This is a genomic window from Haloarcula mannanilytica (assembly GCF_005406125.1).
Classification (GTDB): domain Archaea; phylum Halobacteriota; class Halobacteria; order Halobacteriales; family Haloarculaceae; genus Haloarcula; species Haloarcula mannanilytica.
Map to the genome: position 1 here is coordinate 650,431 of NZ_BIXZ01000001.1, position 16,654 is coordinate 667,084.

The window sequence follows — 16,654 nt, forward strand, 5'->3', positions numbered from 1 at the left end:
AATAACGGCCTACAGTGGGATTAGTTAATAAAACGCCCCAGATCTATTATTAAATCAGCCGGGATAGATTGATCTGCAGTCCGGCCTGGGTCAGACGCTACGCTCAGTCGAACGGCGTGTTCCGCGTCGGCTTCCCCTGCGCGTAGCGAATCCAGCGACGCACGTGCCGGCCGACCGCCCAGAACAGTACGACGGTCATCGCCAGCAGCGCCGACAGCAACACGATTCCGAGCCGTATCGGCTCCTCCGTCGGCAGCCCGATGAGCAACACGATTGTGCCGACGAGCGCCATCTCTACGCCACAGCGCAGGCCGGGCAACACGAACCCCGGTGTCGGCGTGGTCGTTCCCGATGAATCCTCTGCCATGGCCCCCCGTATGATACCGGGACGATTGTAGTTTGTGCCCGAAACCACTGCCAGCTGTCAGATTGAACAACGCAGTTGGACGGCCCCGACAGACGCTTCTCAGGACCTGTCGACTCCGCTCTCAGGTCGAGTGGCAACCGTGGCTTTTTCGCGGCTCAGTCCTACGGAGGGGTATGGAGCAGTCTCTCTCACGCCGAGCGATGCTCGGCGCACTGGGCACGGCCGTCGCCGCCACGGCCGGCTGCCAGACTCCCGGGATGGGAAGCGAGTCGTCCGAAGACTCCGCCGACCAGTCGTCACAGGCCGCCACCGACCAGTCCGACAGCGTCTACACGGACGTGTACCAGGAGGTCGCTGACGCCGTCGTCTCGATCAGGGTGTACGCCGAGACCACTGCCGGTGGGCAAGGGAGTGGCTTCCTCATCGACGACGAGCACATCGTGACGAACGAACACGTCGTCGCCGGCGGGAGCGAGTATTACGTCCGCTTTGCTGACACCGGCTGGCGCTCGGCCACTGTCGTCGGTACGGACGTGTACAGTGATCTGGCTGTCCTGCGAATCGGTTCGACGCCGGACGTGACGCCGCTGTCGTTCGTCGCCAGCGAGCCGACAGTTGGGACGGAAGTCGTCGCCATCGGGAACCCGTTCGGACTGTCCGGCTCTGTGTCGGCGGGCATCGTCAGCGGCGTCGACCGCACGCTCCAGAGCGCGAACAACTTCTCCATCGCGGACGCGGTCCAGACCGACGCGCCGGTCAATCCGGGCAACAGCGGCGGCCCGCTGGTCTCGCTGGAGGGTGACGTAGTCGGCGTCATCAACTCCGGCGGCGGCGACAACGTCGCGTTCGCCATCTCGGCCCCGCTCACCCAGCGCGTCGTCCCGTCGCTCATCCAGACCGGCGACTACGACCATCCGTACATGGGTGTTGGACTCCAGAGCGTCTCCCCGCGGATCGCCGAGGCGAACGATCTGGATCCCGGATCCGGGGTGTACATCACCCGTGTGGTCGATAACGGCCCATCGGCGGGCGTCCTGCAGGGGAGCGACGGCGACACGACGATCTCCGGGACTGAGATCCCCACCGGCGGTGACGTAGTCCGGCAGATGGACGACACGCCGACACCGACGCGGCAGGCGCTTGGAAGCTTCCTCGCGCTTGAGACCAGCCCCGGCGAGACGGTCGATGTGCTGGTCGAACGTGACGGAACGCAGGAGACGGTCGAACTCACGCTCGGGACCAGACCGGAGCCGTAGGAGATTCTCTGTCGGACCTGACCGCTTGCGTGCTGCGGATTACTGCGTCCGGGGCCCGGCCTGTTCGCTTCGGTCGCGGTCGACCACCAGATAGCCGACCCCGGCGGCGAGCACCAATGTTACTGGGAGCCCTGCGACCAACAGGCCGATGCCGATACTCGCATCTGCGAACGCGTAGAGCCCGACCCCGACCGCCGTGACGACGACGAAGTCCGCGACGGCCGCCAGTGCAGCCAGTCGAAGGCGGACCGCCCGCTTGGAGACCGTCCCCAGCGCGGCTTGGTCACGGTGCAACAGCAGGACGTACCCCGCAAACAGCGCGGTCAGGCCGGCCGATACGCCCATCGGGAGGCCGATGAGTAGCGAGAACTCTATCTGGGGCTCGAAGCCGGCGGTCACCGCGACAGTCGTCACGGCGAACGCGAACGCGCCAAGCAGCAGGGCGACGACGATGCGGACGTACGTGTTCATGCGTGTCAGCTAGGCGACTGGATATAAATACACCGACGACAAACCGTCTGCAACGCGGTGTTCAGCGTGCGAGGCTCGTCGAGAACAGTTCCCCGCCGTCCGGTGCGCGAACGGTGACAGTAACGACCGGTCCCAGTTCGCGGGCAGCGTCCGAACTGGGGCGCTCGCTCGTCATCCGAAGCGTGTCGTCCGCGTCGATCCAAAGGGACAGCGTTCCGTCCCGGAACGGCTCGTCCAACGTGGCCTCGTACAGCGTCCCGTTCGAGACGACCGTGACGATTGAGCCAGCGGGCGCGGCGTCCCCGTGGGTGTGGACCAGCTCGGCGCTGGTCTCGTCGAAGCGGAACACGTCCATTTCCAGGGACGCACTCGGCGGGACGGCGTCCAACCAGGCGGGCCGCGCCGGCGGCTCCGAGCCGACCCGCTCGACTGCGTAGTCCGTGTGATAGACGTTTCCGGTCCCGTAGTTCACCTCCGTCTCCGCGTCCCTGATGACGCCGTTTTCGTCGATTTGGAGCGTCGAGGTCGTGTCGTCGATGTCGTCGTCATCGACGCGATCGATTGCCGCCTCCAGCGTGACGACGCGGACGCCGTCTCGCTGGTCGACGCTCGTCACCTCGTAGTCGTCGGCGGCGAACTGGATGTCGCGCTGGAGTCCGCTGTACCAGATGAGCGATTCCGGCGGGTACAGGCGCGGCTGGACGCGGTAGGTCGTGCTCCCGGCCTCGACGTGTCTGGTGACCATCGCCGTCGCGTTCAGCCACATGGCGTTCCCCGTGACGGTCTCGTTGCCGTCGGCGTCGTAGCCGGAGGACGTGCCGTTCTGGTAGGCTATCTCCCCACCCGGACCGGCGGTGGTGTGGACGACGAGCCGGTTGCTGACCGATCCGTTGTACGTGCTTACAACAGTCTGGTTGATTTCGTAGCCCGCGGCGAGCAGCTCGCGCTGGTGGGCGCTCATCAGTTCGACGGGATTGACGATGCCCTCTCGCGTGACCCCGGGCGCGAGCTGTTGCTCGCCGTCGGGCGGTTCCGTCTCTGTGGCGGTCGGAGTCGGAGGCGGCGTCTGGCTCGGCGTTGCTGTTTCCGTCACAGCTGCAGTTTCCGTCGGTGGGACACCCCCCGACGCCGTCTCTGTCGGTGTCGTCGTTTCGGGCGCGTCTCCGAAAAACCCGGAACAGCCCGCGAGCACCACGACGGCTGCGAAGGTAACAGCGAAGGCCCCTCTCATGATGATGTATTAATATAAATATGGTATCATAAGTGTTGCTGGCGGTGCTGTCTCTGTAGGAGGCTACGGGAGAGAGCGCAAATCTGAGTGCTCGCCGAAGCGCTATTCGAGCGGCTCGGCGGCGTCCTGTTCGACCAGCGGGTCGGCGTTGTCGGCCGGCAGCGTCACCACGTCGTCCGTCGAGAGGTCGTACTCGCGCTGGTCGACGCCGAATATCTCGCCCACGTCGTCCGTGATGCGGACCGTCCGCCGGTCCACGTCGGCGGTTTCCGGCGCATCACGTTCGGCTGCTCCACTTGTCGGCGGCTGCTGGCCGCCATCGGTATGTGTCGGGTCGCCTGCCGGTCCAGTGTCGGAACCGGCTTCAGCCGGTGGTACAGGAACGTCGTCGCCACCCGGCGCGTCCGCCGGGTCTGCCTGGCCGCCGGCAGCGGAATTGCCCTCCGTTCCCATGTCGGCTGGTGGCGTCGGCTCGTCACTTTCCGCGGGTGGCGCTGGCGGCGACTGGTCGCCGCCGCTGCCCATCATGTCGGCCGCGTCGACGCCCGGTTCGGGGGCTGCTGTCGAGTCAGACTCGTCGGCCGATACCGTGTCCGGCGTGCCTGTTTCCTGGTGGGGTTCCGGGTCTGGGACTTCCCGGTCGTCCGAGTCCGGTTCGTCGCCGACCGTCCCGGTCGGGGCCTCGCCCGCAATCACGTCGAGGACGTGACCTCGGTTGGACTCGATGGCCTCGACCATCGTCTCGAACAGGTCCCGCTCTTCCCGCGTGAGGCCGTCGTCCTCGGTGGGCATGTCCGCTGCAGCCAGCGACGCCATCTTGACGATCTTGCCGACTCGCCGTTCGTAGACGGCTTCGACGGTCTGTTCGGCGGTCTTGATGTCGTCGGTCAGGCGGTTGACCTCGGGCGAGTCGAACGGGTCCTTGGCGCGCTCGGCCGCGCGGTCGCGCTCCTCCCGGAGCTGTTGGATGAACTGGCCGGCATCCTCGTAGAACGTCTCGCGCAGCTGCTGGAGCTGGTCGGTCTGGCGCTCGCGCGATTGGACGGACTGTAGCTCGTCTACGTTCATTCTTTCCCCTTCTCAGCGCGGCCACGGGCCATGAGAAACACGCCCACGTGCTCTGGTACAGTTTGATTACCCGCCTCCAGTGTAAAGCTATCGCCATCTAGCTCCACGAGGCCGCCGTCGGTCACCTCGACAGTGATGTCGTGGCCCCGGAAGGTGTCGGGCACGGGGTCGACCAGCGGGTCGAACGCATCGAGGTCCTCGCGGTCGATACGCTGGACTTCCAGCCCGCTGCCGCCGTGTAGCGAGCCGGGCAGGCGGATGAGCCGGTTCGTGTCCGTCGTCACCGGTTCGTCAATCGGCGCGTTGTCCGCCGCGACGACCTCGTGAAGCAAAATCTTCGCCAGCTGGTAGAACGCCGGATGCACGTCGATGTTGCCGGCCTCCAGTTGCTCGTAGTTCGACCGGGCGGCGTTCAGCGCCGCCGTCGCCTTCCCCTCGCCGATACCGTCGTACTCCTGCAGTCGGTCGAGTGCGTCCGCTTCCTCCATCGCGAGCAGTTCGTCGACGACAGCGAGCATGTGGCGGTGCGCGCGAGCGCTCCAGCCGCCTTCTGTCGAGAGCGTCCGTTTCTGTGCCGGACTGGACCGGCCGGCCGTGCCAGCGACGGACTCCTCGTCGACGAGTTCGTCGAACTCAAGGCCGATGCCACGAACGTAATCGACGATCTCCCGGCGCGCGTCCCGTTCGAGGTGACGGATGCGCTCGTCGCGGACGTGGACGTGGTAGCCGCGGCCGCCGGAGAAGACAACCGTCAGGTCCTCGAAGCCGAAGTCGTCTTCGAGGAAATCAAGTAGTCGCAGGAGCGCGTCCTTGCACTTTTCGAGCATTTCTGCGTAGCTGTCCTCGCCCAGCACGACGCTCGGCAGGTGGTCGGCGTCGAGGTCGAACACGAGGTCGGAGTTGCGCCAGCCCTTGTCCGACATGGTAGAGGCGCTCGGTTCGTCGTAGCGGCCCGCAGAGAAGTAGACGTGGCGGGGCTTCCGGCGGCCGAGGAAGTCCTCTATTTCACCGAGGTCGAGCAGCGAGCGATGGCGGACCATCGTCTCGCCGGGTCCCTCAGTCCACGGAATGAATCCCCATTCGCGTTCGTTGGCGGCCGGCGGCGGCGTTACGGACGCCTGTCGGTAGTGGTCGCCGAACCGGCCACGGAGGTACGCGCGGGTCCGCTCTTCCATCGGCTACCTCGTTGGGGAGGTCCCTTGAAAAGCGTTCGCTTAACTGCGCAGGAACTTCGACAGTTTGTCCGTAATCGTGTCCTCGCCGAGTTTGAGGTAGTAGGCATCGCCGCCGTCCTCGTAGTAGTTGTCGATGCGCCGCCGGATCTCGAAGCCGATGTGTTTGTAGAAGCCGATTGCCTCCCGGTTCGTCGCCCGGGCGTGACAGGTCACGCTGCCGTAGTCCTCGGCGACGCGGGCGACGAGCCGTTTGCCGAAGCCGTGGCCCCTGTACTCGTCGTCGACTGCGAGAAAGAGAATGTAGCCGTCCCGCCGAACCGCGGCAAACCCGATGAGGCGGTCCTCCGACCGGTCGATGTAGAGATAGGTGGTCGACCGCCGGTAGGCGTCGCGGAAGAACCCCCGTCGCTGTCGGAGTACCCCGTCGGACTCGCGGATGTCCTCCTTGAGCCGCCACGCCGCGTTGACGTGTTCGTCGTCCCCGCGTTCGACGATCTGTGTTTCGATGTTGACGCTCACTGCCGTATAAGTAGTGGAGGCGTGGATATAATTCCACCGCCTACAGAGATGGGTTCTGGGAGCCCCGTCGAACGGTCCAAACAGTACTAAACGGACAAACAGTGTTAGGTATCCGGCCCACGAATTCTCAGGCATGGACACGCGCATACCGAGTACAGCCGGGACGATCGCGCTCGCGCTCACGCTCCTTCCACGACCCGCGGCAGGACACGTCGATTACGTGACTGAGGGGCCGGGAGACGCGCTAGATGCGCTCAACTTCGCGCTGTCCGTCCTTTCCGATCCGCTGAATGCGACTATTTTCGGCGTCTCAGGACTAGCCGTGACCGTCGGCCTCGCGGCGTATCTCTGGGTCCGGCCGACCGTCAAAGACATCGTTGTCCTGCGAAACCTCCTCGCCAGCTACGCGGACCTCGTGCCGTGGATGCTCCGACTGAGCGTGGGACTGCCCCTCGTCGGCGCTGGGTTCCAGGGATATCTGTTCGCCCCGACGGTGACGTTCGACCCGACCACGAGCCCGTTCGTTCGGGCGCTGTTTATCGGGCTGGGGTTTACTATCCTGTTCGGGCTGGCGACCCGCATCGTCACCACAATCGGGTTGGTGACCTACGGCTGGGCGCTGAGCGTCGATGGTGGCGTGATTCTCGCCATGGAGTACGTGCCGGCGTTTCTGGCCCTGCTCCTCCTGGGTGGGGGCCGCCCGAGCGCGGACCACATGCTCCAGCAGGTCGCTAGCACCGACGGGACCTACTACGGCCGCGTCGATCCGGTGCATCACCTCAAGGGGTTCCTCGACTCGGTGACGGCCCCCTACCGCGAGTACGTCCCGGTCATCGTCCGGGTCGGCATGGGCGTGACCTTCGTCTATCTGGGGCTGATTCAGAAGCTCGCCGAGCCCGGCCAGGCGCTGCTGGTCGTCGAAAAGTACGACCTCACCGCCGTCGTGCCCGTCGACCCCGGCATGTGGGTGCTCGGCGCTGGCCTGACCGAAGTGGCGGTCGGCCTGGTGTTGATCTTCGGCTTCATGACCCGCGGGGCGGCGGCCGTCTCCTTCGTCCTGTTTACGACGACGCTGTTTGGCCTGCCGGACGACCCGGTGCTCGCTCACATCACGCTGTTCGGGATGGCCTCGGCGGTGTTCACGATGGGCGCGGGACCGCTCTCCTTTGATGACTGGTTCGGTCGGCCGGCCGAGACCGACCGGGAGACCGTCGTTTCGGCGGATTGAGACGGTCCGCGGCATCGACTGCTGCGATGCGCGCTCTCAGTTCGCGCCGTTCCACTGGTCCAGCTGGGTCCGGTTCCCGCTCGCGTTGTGGTAGATCGTGATCGTGTCCCGTGCGCTCACCCGCCGCTCGTAGGCGCTGCCGCTGCTCAACTGGGCAATGTCGCCGGGACCGATTGTCGCGTCGGGGTCCCGGTTGGCCAGCTTCGCCCAGGTGACCGTCTTACTCGGCCCCTCGAATTCGATGTTCCCGGCTTCGAACTCGTCACCGCGTTCGTGTGTCACGATGAGCAGTTCGTTGTCCTCGACGTAGTCATAGGAGAAGTTCGCCTGCGGGCCGCCGTCGTCGTCCTCGATGACGAGGACGTTCAGCCCGACAATCGCTGTGACGAGCAGCGTCAGTCCGACCAGAACGGCGACGCCGATCCCCTCAGTCATTCCGACCGTGTCAGTGCTGAACCGTCCCATAGCCGTCTACCCCACCTAATGTGAGACGGCGTTAAATGCTGTTCGGCAGCGAGGGGAAGACACATATCGGCGCAACTCACAGCCACCCGTATGATAGACGAGACTGTCGAGGAGATCTCGGAGATGCAGACACACAGTTCCTCTGTGGTCGCAGTCAAAGCCGCCCAGGCGCTCCGAGTCTTGACTGACAGGGAGTATCCGACGGTCGAGGACTACCTCCGCTCGCTCAACCGGAACAGCAGCGCCCTCCGGCGGGCAAACCCTTCGCACGCGTCCCTCCATACGACCCAACACCGGATCGTCAACGCCGTCTCGGACGCAGAGCCCGAGAACGTGGCGACAGCCAAGGAACTGACTATCGAGGCTATCGACGACGTTATCGACTCGGTGGAGTCGGCCAAAGACCGGGCCGCTGCGCGCGCGGTGTCGGAAATCGCCGACGACGACGTGCTGTTGACGCATGACTTCTCCTCGACAGTCCTCGCTGCCATCGACGACGCCATCGAGGCCGGTCACAGCTTCGAGGTGTACGTCACCGAGTCCCGGCCCCGCTTCATCGGCCGGAAGATGGCTCGCCACCTCTCCGAACGGGACGGGATCGACGTGACACTCATCGTCGACAGCGCCGCCGGCCACTTCATGCCACAGATCGACCGCGTGCTCGTCGGGATGGACTGTATCGTCGACGACACGCTGTACAACCGCATCGGCACCTACCCGATTGCGACGGCCGCAGCCGATAACGACGTGCCGGTAACGGTCGTCGGGTCCGCCGCGAAGTACGTCGACGGGGCCTTCGCCTTCGAAAACGAGATCCGGTCACCGTCTGAGGTGCTCCGAGAACCCGCAGACGGCTTCGAGGTGGCGAACCCGGCCTACGACGCCACGCCGACGCACCTGCTGGATACGGTCGTCACCGACGACGGGATTCACGAGTACTGACACGGACTGTTGCACTTTCTTGTTGCTGGCAGTGAACAATCCAGGTATGGATGACACTGCCCTCCTCCGTCAGACGATTCGTCGGTGTACTGCCGTACTCGTTGCAACCATTGCCACTGTCGGAGTGAGTCTGCAGAGTCCTTCAGAAGCGAGCTACTTGCTCATACTGGCCATCGTCTCAATGGTGTATCTCGTCGTTGAGTTCATCAAAGTGAATCCGCCTGCTGAGAACCCTGAAAATTCCTCGTCGACAACCGATGAGACGTAATTACGTAGTGGTCCTACCGTTGCTGAACGACGGTGTCACAGTCCGGACACCGAAGTCGCAAGCGGTTCTCGGTTCCTTCGACTGTCCAGTCGCCCGTCACTGCACTCTCGTGACCGCAGTCGGGACAGAACAGCGCAGTCTTCGTCCGCGTCTGCGGTGGCGGGTCGGAATCGACCGTACAGGTCGTATAGATTTCGGTGGAGGTCATCAGAGAAAAGAACGCGCTGTACGGTGAAAAACTTGTCGGCTAACTGTTTGATTATTCACCCACAATGCAGAGATAGTGTTGTTTTCTGAGTTATAAATACTAACGTTTGTTGCTATATTAGATTATTACATATACATTCGGTCATCTGATGGCTGGTCAGTATTGGCTGCCTCCATCCGCTCTGCGAGTGCCTGGTAGTGGGCCTCGATGTTCGCGGCGAAGGCCTCCAGTGGGCCGGTGTCGATATCGATTGCGTGCGTCTCTTTGAGCGCGGTGAGCAGTCGTATCGCGGCCGCGGCGTCGGGCGCTTGCGGGTGAGTCGGCGTCGTGAACACGCCCGTTGGAACGGCGTCGTCGATGCCTTGGGTGACCAGTTCCGCACTCAGCCCTTCGAGGAACCCGTTCCCCATCGGCCTGATGTCGGTGTCGTCGAGATACGCCGCCTGATACGCTGGTGTTGCGATGTAGAAGGGGGCGTGGTCGTCCGGCCCGTGTGCGATTGGAACGCCGGTGAGCATCGTAATGTTCGAAACGTCCAGTTTTCGCCCGGCGGTCACGACAGCCTCGGCGAGTGCCCCGGCCTGGGCCGGCGGGACGAACCGCTCGCCCACCAAGACGGCAAACGACGCCTCCTCGTCGGCGTACAGCCGCGTGTGGTGTCTCGGGGTCCCGTTCTCGAAGGGGGTGATAAACGGCGGCCCCGGCGTCCGGAGGTGGCCGACCTCCTGCATCGAGTGCTGGTCGGTCAGATAATCGACGGCCGTGAGCCCAGCAAGGCCGTACTCCGAGACACCGACCGCCAGCGTGTCGACCGGCGGTCGGTCGTCTGAGAGAACCACAGAAATATCATCTGGAGACATATCGTAGTACACGGGCGGCGGGGGCTAAGTAGTTCGGGAGGGGAACCCTTTTCTCGTGGCGGCGTCGAATCCCGGTCATGCGTTTTGGCCCTGTCTGGCCGTTGCAGGAGGCCACTCCAATGCCGACCGAAACCGCAACCGGAGTGGCGACCGAAACCGCGACGGACGTAGCCACTGACATCGGTGGGTTGCTGCCCTTCGAGATCCCGATGTGGGTAGCGAACATCGGGGAGTCCCTGATCGTCATCGCGCTGGCAGTTGTCGCCTCTAGACTTCTCGTCCGTCTGCTCGGTCGCCGCGTCGCCCAGCAGTTCCGGCGACCGAGTCTCACTCGCACAGCGCTGCGTGGCATCCGCGTCACCGTGTACGTCCTCGCGTTGCTGACAATCCTGAACATCTACGGCCTGCAACTGACCGATATCGGCCTGTCCGTCGCTATCTTTTCGGCCGTGGTCGGTGTGGTGCTGGCGCCGATCCTCGGGAGCTTTATCTCCGGAATCTTCCTGCTGGCCGACCAGCCCTTCGAGATCGGTGACATGATCGAACTCGTCGACAGCGGCCAGCAGGGGTTCGTCGAGGATATCACGCTCCGGCACACGAAGATGTTCACGCTCGACAACACGTTTCTCGTCATCCCCAACGGTGAGATACGACAGCGCGACGTGGTCAACTACTCGGCGGAGGACTCGCGGACGCGGCTTCGACTCAACGTGTTAGTCACCTACGAGAGCGACATTACCGTCGCGCGAAGCCTCATCGAGGAGGCCGCCAGAGAGGTGGACAACGTCATCTCCGGCGGGCCAAACATCCGCGTCGGCGCGGCCCGGTACCCCGCATCGCCAACGGCGTACATCAACGAGTTCGCCGATCACGGCGTGTTGCTGACGCTGCGGTACTGGGTCACTGAGCCGTACAAACTGCTCGCTGCCCGCTCACGCGTCCAGACGAACATCTGGCGGCGACTGGAGGACGCAAACGTCGAAATCGCCTACCCGCACTCGCATCTGTACTTCGACGACACCAGCGGGGAAATGAACGTCTCGCTCAACAACGGGCTGGAGGGGCTGGACGGCATCGACCGGCCCTCCACGACGACCGGCGACTCGCCCGTACCGCCCGGTCAGGACCCCGACGAGTTCGCCGATGAGTGACGGGTCGACTGGGCGTCCGGCTCGACCGTGACGATCTCACAATCGAGTTCCTCGCGGAGGAACTGTTCGACATCGGGGTCGTCGACCAGCCGCCGGATCATCTGTCGCCAGCGGCTCGCCTGCTTGCTCCCGATGACGACGATATCGGCGTCCTGTGCGGCGACCTCGTCGAGAATCGTCTCCTCGACCAGCATCCCCGACCGGACGACGTACCGCGTCCGCGGGACGTGACCGAACGACTGTTCGACGGCGCGTTTGAGTTCCGTCCGGTCGACCCGGTGGCTGTTCTGATAGAGATTGACGTGTAACACGGTGAGGTCCGCGTCTTCCTCGTCGGCGATCTGGATGGCCTCAGCGAGCGTGGCTCGGGAGTTCTCCGAGAGTGGGTATCTGACCGGGACGACGACCTGTGGCATCGGCGAAAGGTACCGTGCCGAGGTTTAAATCGCTAGCGGCGAGTGAGCCGCCCGTCGACGGTCGGTCCGATATCCGCCTCCCGAACGTAGTCGGCCAGCGCCTCGTACTGCACCGCAGCGACGCTGACCCGGTGGGATTCGGTCAACACCGGGAACTCGAGTTCCGTGTAGTAGAGGTAGTTGCTCGTCGCGAGCGTGTACGTCTCGGTGTCACGGACCGGTCGCCCGTCCACCTGCAGTCGCTCGATAGTCTGCGTGTCGTCGTTCCAGACCAGTTCGACGCCGCTGAAGTGGGCGTGCCACCAGTCCGGTTCGCCGAACTCGACCTGTTGCCCGCTTGCCTGCCGACACAGCGTCCGGAGTTCCGAGCCCGTCAGTTCGGCGACGGTCAGGGGCTCCTCAAAGGGAACGACCGACATCAGGTCAGCGACCGTCAGCGCCCCAGTCAGCGGGACCGTGTCGTTCCGAAGCCCGCCGCTGTTCTGGAGCCCCACGTCCGCGCCGGTCGCCCACCGGTACGCGTCCGCGACGAGGTTGCCGAGCCGACACTCACCGCCGTAGGTTGTCGCCTGACTGCGGTCCAGTGGCTCCGCGACGTGGCCGACGACCTCGTCCAGCCCCGCCTCGGAGAGCCTGTCCTCGATAGCCGCCGCGACGCGGTCGTCGACCGGCCCGTCTGCCGTCTCGTGAAATCGCGCGGTCGGTTCGGTTCCTCCAAGGTCGATATCGACGACAGCCCGGCCGTTGGCTCCCGGTCTAGTGAGCAGCGTCCCGTCTATGCGGTCGATGCGGCGCTGGTGGACGTGCCCGCCGAGAATCACGTCCACATCACAGGCGCGGGCCAGTTGCTCGTCGGTGCGTCCCAGGTGCGACAGCACGACAATCATATCTGCCCCGTCCGCTCGAAGCGCCGCGGCCGCTTCGGCGACGGCTTCGAGAGGGTCCGTGAACGTCAGCGTGTTCGCCTGTGGATTGGCCGACGCCGTGTCGGGGTCGGTGACGCCGACGAAGCCGACCTGCTGCCCGTCGACGGTCCGACTTGCCCACGGCCGGGTCAATCGACGGGCGAAGCGGTCGCCGTCCTGCTGGACGTTCGCGGTCAGCCACGTCTGGGGCGATTTGGCGATGATGTCACGTGTCGCGTCGAGGCCGTGGTCGAAGTCGTGATTGCCCAGCGTCTCGAAGGCGGGGGTCAGCGCGGTAAAGAGGTCGAGCGACTGCTCACCGTCGGTGACCAGCGACAGCACCCCTGGACCGGTGTTGTCTCCAGTACCGACCACCAGCGTGTCCGGGCCGTCGGCGGCGGCCACTGTCCCCGCAAACCGCCCGATCCGCTCGGGTGTGTCGTAGGCCTTCTCCACGTCGGAGTAGTGAATGATCCGGGGACTCACACCCACACTACAGGGGTACCAGCCACAAATGGCTTCCGCAGTGATTTAGCCGCTGGCCTGTCATGACTACGTATGGACGCACTCGAAGGTCCCGACGGCGAGACGCTGTACGTCGACAGGAGCGACGGCGACATCGGCACGAAAGGCGCGTTTCACGTCGTTTACCGGGATGCGAACCGCGAGCACCGCTGGGGCTACTTCTGTAGCAACTGCGAGACGTTCAATAACGCTATGGACTCAATGGGACGCATCCGCTGTAACGACTGTTCGAACCTCCGCAAGGCTGAGGAGTGGGACGCCGCCCACGAGTAACGCTCGGTTCGAGCGTCGCCGCTGACAATACTTGTCAAACTATTGGTTAGTGGGAACGTTTATGAGACAGCCAGTGGTACTGGTTCTCAGATGGGGGCCGTTACCACATCACTCGACGAGCAGGCTCGGTCGATATTCGACGATCTCGGATACACCGTGTCGCGCACTGGTACTGAACTGCGAGCGGAACGCGACTGGCGCGTCGTCACTGTCTCAGTGCTCGACTCGCAGGACCCGATACCCGACGGCGGTGAGTTGCGCTGTTTCGTCACACGCACGGGCGAGGCGACGCATCTCAGCCGCCGTCTCGACCGGCGGGACGTATCGTACGACTGGGCCGTTATCGGCGTTACCGAAGACGGCACCTACGAGGTGGTCCGGTATCCCGGCGACACAGCCGTACCGGCTGACACCAACACTTAGGGAGCTCTCCGCCCACCATCCGGCGTGCAAGTCGGTGTCATCAATCGAGCGCTCGAACAGCTAGTCTCGAACATCGTCGACGCGCTCCCGCGTCTGATAACCGGATTCGTCTTTCTCGCCGTCGCGGCGGTGGGTATCAAACTCATCATGTACGGTGTGCGGGCCGTGCTACAGCGGTCGCTACCTGGCGAGTCGCCCGTGTACCGACAGTTCCTCGGGGTCCTCGTACTCGTGTTCCTGTGGTTCGGCGTGGCGCTGTCTTTCCTCTCTATCGTCGGCCTGACCGCCATCGCCGCGTCGCTGGGCACGGCGACGGGGTTCCTCGCCCTCGGCGTCTCCTATGCGCTCTCTGAGATGATCAAAGACGCCGTCGCGGGCGTGTACCTCCTCCGTGATCCGGACTTCAATCCCGGCGACACGATCAAAGCCGGCGATACCACCGGTGAGGTGGCCGCCATCGAACTCCGGAAGACGCGGTTTCGAGTCGATGGCGATACCGTCGTCAGAGCTAATGCTGCCATCGAAGAACGCTGGACGAAAGTCGATTCTGGGTCCTGAGCGGGGCCGAGCGCCGCGCTACCCGTTCACACGCGATACTTAAGCCTATCGCTATCGTACGTAGCGTATGTTCGTCGGGCACGCGCTGTTCGCGTTCGCCCTCGGAGCCCTCGCCGCCTGGTGGCTGGGGCTCTCCCGCGAGCGGGCGGTCCAGTTGGGCGTCGTCGCCGGTCTGTTCGCCGCAGCGCCCGACGTTGACATCGTCTACGCTCCGTTCGGGTTGCTCGTCGGAGCCGCCGAGAACCTGACGGCGGACGGCTTCTGGGAGACTGCGAACGTCGTCCACCGCGGACCGACGCACTCGCTCCTGCTGGGGACCGCACTCGCCGTCGCAGCCGGGCTCTGGGCGACCGAATCGCGGCCAGCCAGAACCGCGTCGGTGGCTATCGGCGCGGCACTCGTCGCGCTCACAGGCGCACTCAGCGGCCCCGTCGCGGCACTCGTAACGGTCGTGTTCGTCGCAGCCGCGCTCGCCGTCGCCACGTTCGCAACGTCCCGTGATATCAGCCCCCGGACGGTGACCGGGCTGGCGCTACTGGGGCTGCTCACCCACCCGTTCGGTGACCTCTTTACCGGCGGCCCGCCGCCGTTTTTCTACCCCTTCGACGTGACGCTCGTCGCCGAACGGGTGCTACTCCACCCCGACCCGACCACGCACCTCCTGGCGGCGTTCGCCATCGAACTCGCGACGGTCTGGCTCGCGGTGTGGACCTACGTCCACCTCCGCGGATACACGCTGACCGAACTCGTCCGCCCGCGGGCGGCGCTGGGGATTGGCTACGCGGCGGCCGTCCTGTTCCTGCCCGCCCCGACGCTCGAACGGTCGGCGCACTTCGTGTTCAGCGTCCTCGCGCTGGGGGCCATCGGGGCTCCGGTCCGACCGTTCAGCCACGGCGTCGACTGGCTGGAGACGCTCGTGACGGGCCTTGCGGCAGTGACTATCGCCGCGGTCGCATACGCGATGGCCTACGGCGCTATCTGACGGGGCCGCGTCACACTGGCGGTCGATAGGGTTTTTTGAATCGCGTCACTCCACGTGGTATGAGCCGAGACGTAACGCAGTTGGTCCGGGACAGGCGCGTCAACGCGCTTGCGGCGTGGTGTATCGTCGTCATGCTGGCCGCCGTCTCGGTGACGAGTGCTGTCCAAGGTGACCTGCTGTGGGCCGGGTTCGCAGCCGTGGTAGCGGCACTGGCGCTGCTCCCGCCGGTCCTGCTACTCAACCGGTACGCGATGCTCCCGTGGGAGGTTCTCCTGTTGGCGGCGTTACCCGTCGTCGGCCGCGTCTTCGCGACGCTCTCGGTGACCGGAAACCTCGCGACCTATCTCTCGGTCGCCGCCATCGCGCTCATCCTCGCCGTCGAACTCCAACTGTTTACGCCCGTCCGGATGACCCCTCGGTTCGCCGTCGTCTTCGTCGCTATCACCACGATGGCCGCCGCCGGTGTCTGGGCGGTCGTCCGCTGGGTGGTCGACCAGTTCCTCGGAACCACCTTCATCCTCGACCCGACGGTGTCCGAACACGTCATCGAGGAGGCGCTGATGTGGGAGTTCGTCGCATCGACCATCGCCGGCGTCGGGGCCGGCGTGGTCTTCGCGTACTACGTGCGCCAGCAGGTCGGGACCAACCGCGTCCCCGAGGAGGTCCGGCCGGACGCATGAGAGTACGTGACCGCCTCAGCGTCAGCACGTCGACACAGCAGCTCCTCTCGCGGGTGCTGTCGTTGGCACTCGTCGGCCTGCTCGCGGTCGGTATCGAGCGGGGCAACGTTGGCATCATCGTCAACTCCGCCGTCGCTATCGCGGTAACGCAACTCCCGGCGCTGCTGGAACGGGACTACGACATCGTCCTCGACCCGGCACTGACGCTGTGGATTACGGCGGCCGCGTTCTTCCACGCGCTCGGGACCGTCGGACTCCCGGGGGCCGAGGAGAACTTCTACGTCACTATCTGGTGGTGGGACCACTTCACCCACGCGCTCTCGTCGTCAGTCGTCGCAGCGGTCGGCTACACGACCGTCCGCGCGCTTGATGAACACACCGACGAGATCTCGATTCCCCCGCGGTTCATGTTCGTGTTCCTGCTGCTGTTCGTGATGGCATTTGGCGTGTTCTGGGAGGTCATCGAGTTCTCCATTACGCTGGCCGCAACAGCGACCGGGAACGACACGATTCTGACACAGTTCGGGCTCAGCGATACGATGCTCGATCTGGTGTTCGACGCTATCGGCGCGATCATCGTGGCTATCTGGGGGACCGCCCACCTCACCAACGTAGTCGGGCACGTCGGGACGTGGCTCGAACGGCAGTCGCAGTGACCTGTCCGTACTTTTATATCATTCCCA

Annotated in this window: 22 protein-coding genes; 11 read left to right on the forward strand and 11 right to left on the reverse strand. The window is 64.6% G+C overall.

Annotation, left to right across the window (positions count from 1 at the left end; translation table 11 throughout):
- Nucleotides 1-103: 103 nt before the first annotated feature.
- A complete protein-coding gene (locus tag Harman_RS03240; RefSeq protein ID WP_137682377.1) occupies nt 104-367 on the reverse strand; it encodes a hypothetical protein in 264 nt (87 codons plus the stop codon).
- A 173-nt stretch (nt 368-540) separates the two neighbouring features.
- On the opposite strand from Harman_RS03240, the gene Harman_RS03245 reads away from it, so the two are divergent.
- Complete coding sequence (locus Harman_RS03245; RefSeq protein WP_137682378.1) at nt 541-1,623, forward strand: S1C family serine protease; 1,083 nt, start codon at nt 541-543, stop codon at nt 1,621-1,623.
- A gap of 39 nt (nt 1,624-1,662) precedes the next feature.
- Here the strand turns inward: Harman_RS03245 and Harman_RS03250 are convergent, their stop codons facing one another.
- The 5 genes from Harman_RS03250 to Harman_RS03270 all read right to left on the reverse strand — a co-directional run bounded on the left by Harman_RS03250 (nt 1,663) and on the right by Harman_RS03270 (nt 6,087).
- A complete protein-coding gene (locus Harman_RS03250) occupies nt 1,663-2,094 on the reverse strand; it encodes a hypothetical protein (RefSeq protein WP_137682379.1) in 432 nt (143 codons plus the stop codon).
- Nucleotides 2,095-2,155: 61 nt separating this feature from the next.
- Nucleotides 2,156-3,325 carry a hypothetical protein gene (locus tag Harman_RS03255; protein WP_137682380.1) on the reverse strand — a complete coding sequence of 390 codons (1,170 nt, stop codon included), beginning with the start codon at nt 3,323-3,325 and terminating at the stop codon, nt 2,156-2,158.
- Nucleotides 3,326-3,427: 102 nt separating this feature from the next.
- Nucleotides 3,428-4,393, reverse strand: coding sequence for a hypothetical protein (locus Harman_RS03260; RefSeq protein ID WP_137682381.1), 966 nt, complete (start codon nt 4,391-4,393; stop codon nt 3,428-3,430).
- Complete coding sequence (gene priS / locus Harman_RS03265; RefSeq protein ID WP_137682382.1) at nt 4,390-5,568, reverse strand: DNA primase small subunit PriS; 1,179 nt, start codon at nt 5,566-5,568, stop codon at nt 4,390-4,392. Before priS ends, Harman_RS03260 begins: the two co-directional genes overlap by 4 nt.
- 39 nt (nt 5,569-5,607) lie before the next feature.
- Complete coding sequence (locus tag Harman_RS03270) at nt 5,608-6,087, reverse strand: GNAT family N-acetyltransferase (protein WP_137682383.1); 480 nt, start codon at nt 6,085-6,087, stop codon at nt 5,608-5,610.
- 133 nt (nt 6,088-6,220) lie between these two features.
- On the opposite strand from Harman_RS03270, the gene Harman_RS03275 reads away from it, so the two are divergent.
- Nucleotides 6,221-7,315: a DoxX family protein gene (locus Harman_RS03275; RefSeq protein WP_137682384.1), complete on the forward strand. Its 1,095-nt coding sequence runs from the start codon at nt 6,221-6,223 to the stop codon at nt 7,313-7,315.
- A 36-nt stretch (nt 7,316-7,351) separates the two neighbouring features.
- Here Harman_RS03275 and Harman_RS03280 read toward each other — a convergent pair whose 3' ends face one another.
- A complete protein-coding gene (locus tag Harman_RS03280) occupies nt 7,352-7,780 on the reverse strand; it encodes a type IV pilin (RefSeq protein ID WP_137682385.1) in 429 nt (142 codons plus the stop codon).
- A gap of 90 nt (nt 7,781-7,870) precedes the next feature.
- Here Harman_RS03280 and Harman_RS03285 point away from each other — a divergent pair, with 90 nt between their 5' ends.
- Nucleotides 7,871-8,722: a translation initiation factor eIF-2B gene (locus Harman_RS03285; protein ID WP_137682386.1), complete on the forward strand. Its 852-nt coding sequence runs from the start codon at nt 7,871-7,873 to the stop codon at nt 8,720-8,722.
- Nucleotides 8,723-8,768: 46 nt separating this feature from the next.
- Nucleotides 8,769-8,990: a hypothetical protein gene (locus tag Harman_RS03290; RefSeq protein ID WP_137682387.1), complete on the forward strand. Its 222-nt coding sequence runs from the start codon at nt 8,769-8,771 to the stop codon at nt 8,988-8,990.
- Nucleotides 8,991-9,003: 13 nt separating this feature from the next.
- Here Harman_RS03290 and Harman_RS03295 read toward each other — a convergent pair whose 3' ends face one another.
- Both Harman_RS03295 and Harman_RS03300 read right to left on the reverse strand, forming a co-directional pair.
- Nucleotides 9,004-9,198: a zinc ribbon domain-containing protein gene (locus Harman_RS03295; RefSeq protein ID WP_137682388.1), complete on the reverse strand. Its 195-nt coding sequence runs from the start codon at nt 9,196-9,198 to the stop codon at nt 9,004-9,006.
- Nucleotides 9,199-9,323: 125 nt separating this feature from the next.
- A complete protein-coding gene (locus tag Harman_RS03300; RefSeq protein WP_137682389.1) occupies nt 9,324-10,058 on the reverse strand; it encodes a proteasome assembly chaperone family protein in 735 nt (244 codons plus the stop codon).
- A gap of 77 nt (nt 10,059-10,135) precedes the next feature.
- Between Harman_RS03300 and Harman_RS03305 the strand changes: the two genes are divergently transcribed.
- Complete coding sequence (locus tag Harman_RS03305; RefSeq protein WP_137682390.1) at nt 10,136-11,209, forward strand: mechanosensitive ion channel family protein; 1,074 nt, start codon at nt 10,136-10,138, stop codon at nt 11,207-11,209.
- Here the strand turns inward: Harman_RS03305 and Harman_RS03310 are convergent.
- Both Harman_RS03310 and Harman_RS03315 read right to left on the reverse strand, forming a co-directional pair.
- Nucleotides 11,179-11,625, reverse strand: a complete 447-nt coding sequence (locus Harman_RS03310; RefSeq protein WP_137682391.1) for a universal stress protein — start codon at nt 11,623-11,625, stop codon at nt 11,179-11,181. The genes Harman_RS03305 and Harman_RS03310 overlap by 31 nt on opposite strands.
- Before the next feature lie 32 nt (nt 11,626-11,657).
- Nucleotides 11,658-13,016, reverse strand: a complete 1,359-nt coding sequence (locus Harman_RS03315) for a bifunctional metallophosphatase/5'-nucleotidase (RefSeq protein ID WP_137682392.1) — start codon at nt 13,014-13,016, stop codon at nt 11,658-11,660.
- 72 nt (nt 13,017-13,088) lie between these two features.
- Here Harman_RS03315 and Harman_RS03320 point away from each other — a divergent pair, with 72 nt between their 5' ends.
- The 6 genes from Harman_RS03320 to Harman_RS03345 all read left to right on the forward strand — a co-directional run bounded on the left by Harman_RS03320 (nt 13,089) and on the right by Harman_RS03345 (nt 16,627).
- Nucleotides 13,089-13,328 carry a DUF5816 domain-containing protein gene (locus Harman_RS03320; protein WP_137682393.1) on the forward strand — a complete coding sequence of 80 codons (240 nt, stop codon included), beginning with the start codon at nt 13,089-13,091 and terminating at the stop codon, nt 13,326-13,328.
- A 90-nt stretch (nt 13,329-13,418) separates the two neighbouring features.
- Nucleotides 13,419-13,751: a DUF7116 family protein gene (locus Harman_RS03325; RefSeq protein ID WP_137682394.1), complete on the forward strand. Its 333-nt coding sequence runs from the start codon at nt 13,419-13,421 to the stop codon at nt 13,749-13,751.
- 24 nt (nt 13,752-13,775) lie between these two features.
- Nucleotides 13,776-14,309, forward strand: coding sequence for a mechanosensitive ion channel domain-containing protein (locus tag Harman_RS03330; RefSeq protein WP_137682395.1), 534 nt, complete (start codon nt 13,776-13,778; stop codon nt 14,307-14,309).
- Between the two features lie 67 nt (nt 14,310-14,376).
- Nucleotides 14,377-15,291, forward strand: coding sequence for a metal-dependent hydrolase (locus Harman_RS03335; RefSeq protein WP_137682396.1), 915 nt, complete (start codon nt 14,377-14,379; stop codon nt 15,289-15,291).
- 59 nt (nt 15,292-15,350) lie between these two features.
- Nucleotides 15,351-15,971, forward strand: coding sequence for a hypothetical protein (locus Harman_RS03340; protein ID WP_137682397.1), 621 nt, complete (start codon nt 15,351-15,353; stop codon nt 15,969-15,971).
- Nucleotides 15,968-16,627, forward strand: a complete 660-nt coding sequence (locus Harman_RS03345) for a hypothetical protein (protein WP_137682398.1) — start codon at nt 15,968-15,970, stop codon at nt 16,625-16,627. The genes Harman_RS03340 and Harman_RS03345 overlap by 4 nt, the downstream gene beginning before the upstream one ends.
- Nucleotides 16,628-16,654 lie beyond the last annotated feature (27 nt).

Excerpts from the sequence above, each read along its gene's own strand:
- Harman_RS03275 (WP_137682384.1), top strand. The coding sequence starts at position 6,221 with ATGGACACGCGCATACCGAGTACAGCCGGGACGATCGCGCTCGCGCTC.
- Harman_RS03335 (WP_137682396.1), top strand. The coding sequence starts at position 14,377 with ATGTTCGTCGGGCACGCGCTGTTCGCGTTCGCCCTCGGAGCCCTCGCC.
- Harman_RS03305 (WP_137682390.1), top strand. The coding sequence starts at position 10,136 with ATGCGTTTTGGCCCTGTCTGGCCGTTGCAGGAGGCCACTCCAATGCCG.
- Harman_RS03295 (WP_137682388.1), bottom strand. The coding sequence starts at position 9,198 with ATGACCTCCACCGAAATCTATACGACCTGTACGGTCGATTCCGACCCG.
- Harman_RS03320 (WP_137682393.1), top strand. The coding sequence starts at position 13,089 with ATGGACGCACTCGAAGGTCCCGACGGCGAGACGCTGTACGTCGACAGG.
- Harman_RS03290 (WP_137682387.1), top strand. The coding sequence starts at position 8,769 with ATGGATGACACTGCCCTCCTCCGTCAGACGATTCGTCGGTGTACTGCC.
- Harman_RS03310 (WP_137682391.1), bottom strand. The coding sequence starts at position 11,625 with ATGCCACAGGTCGTCGTCCCGGTCAGATACCCACTCTCGGAGAACTCC.
- Harman_RS03300 (WP_137682389.1), bottom strand. The coding sequence starts at position 10,058 with ATGTCTCCAGATGATATTTCTGTGGTTCTCTCAGACGACCGACCGCCG.
- priS (WP_137682382.1), bottom strand. The coding sequence starts at position 5,568 with ATGGAAGAGCGGACCCGCGCGTACCTCCGTGGCCGGTTCGGCGACCAC.
- Harman_RS03245 (WP_137682378.1), top strand. The coding sequence starts at position 541 with ATGGAGCAGTCTCTCTCACGCCGAGCGATGCTCGGCGCACTGGGCACG.
- Harman_RS03240 (WP_137682377.1), bottom strand. The coding sequence starts at position 367 with ATGGCAGAGGATTCATCGGGAACGACCACGCCGACACCGGGGTTCGTG.
- Harman_RS03255 (WP_137682380.1), bottom strand. The coding sequence starts at position 3,325 with ATGAGAGGGGCCTTCGCTGTTACCTTCGCAGCCGTCGTGGTGCTCGCG.
- Harman_RS03285 (WP_137682386.1), top strand. The coding sequence starts at position 7,871 with ATGATAGACGAGACTGTCGAGGAGATCTCGGAGATGCAGACACACAGT.
- Harman_RS03280 (WP_137682385.1), bottom strand. The coding sequence starts at position 7,780 with ATGGGACGGTTCAGCACTGACACGGTCGGAATGACTGAGGGGATCGGC.
- Harman_RS03340 (WP_137682397.1), top strand. The coding sequence starts at position 15,351 with ATGAGCCGAGACGTAACGCAGTTGGTCCGGGACAGGCGCGTCAACGCG.
- Harman_RS03250 (WP_137682379.1), bottom strand. The coding sequence starts at position 2,094 with ATGAACACGTACGTCCGCATCGTCGTCGCCCTGCTGCTTGGCGCGTTC.
- Harman_RS03260 (WP_137682381.1), bottom strand. The coding sequence starts at position 4,393 with ATGAACGTAGACGAGCTACAGTCCGTCCAATCGCGCGAGCGCCAGACC.
- Harman_RS03325 (WP_137682394.1), top strand. The coding sequence starts at position 13,419 with ATGGGGGCCGTTACCACATCACTCGACGAGCAGGCTCGGTCGATATTC.
- Harman_RS03345 (WP_137682398.1), top strand. The coding sequence starts at position 15,968 with ATGAGAGTACGTGACCGCCTCAGCGTCAGCACGTCGACACAGCAGCTC.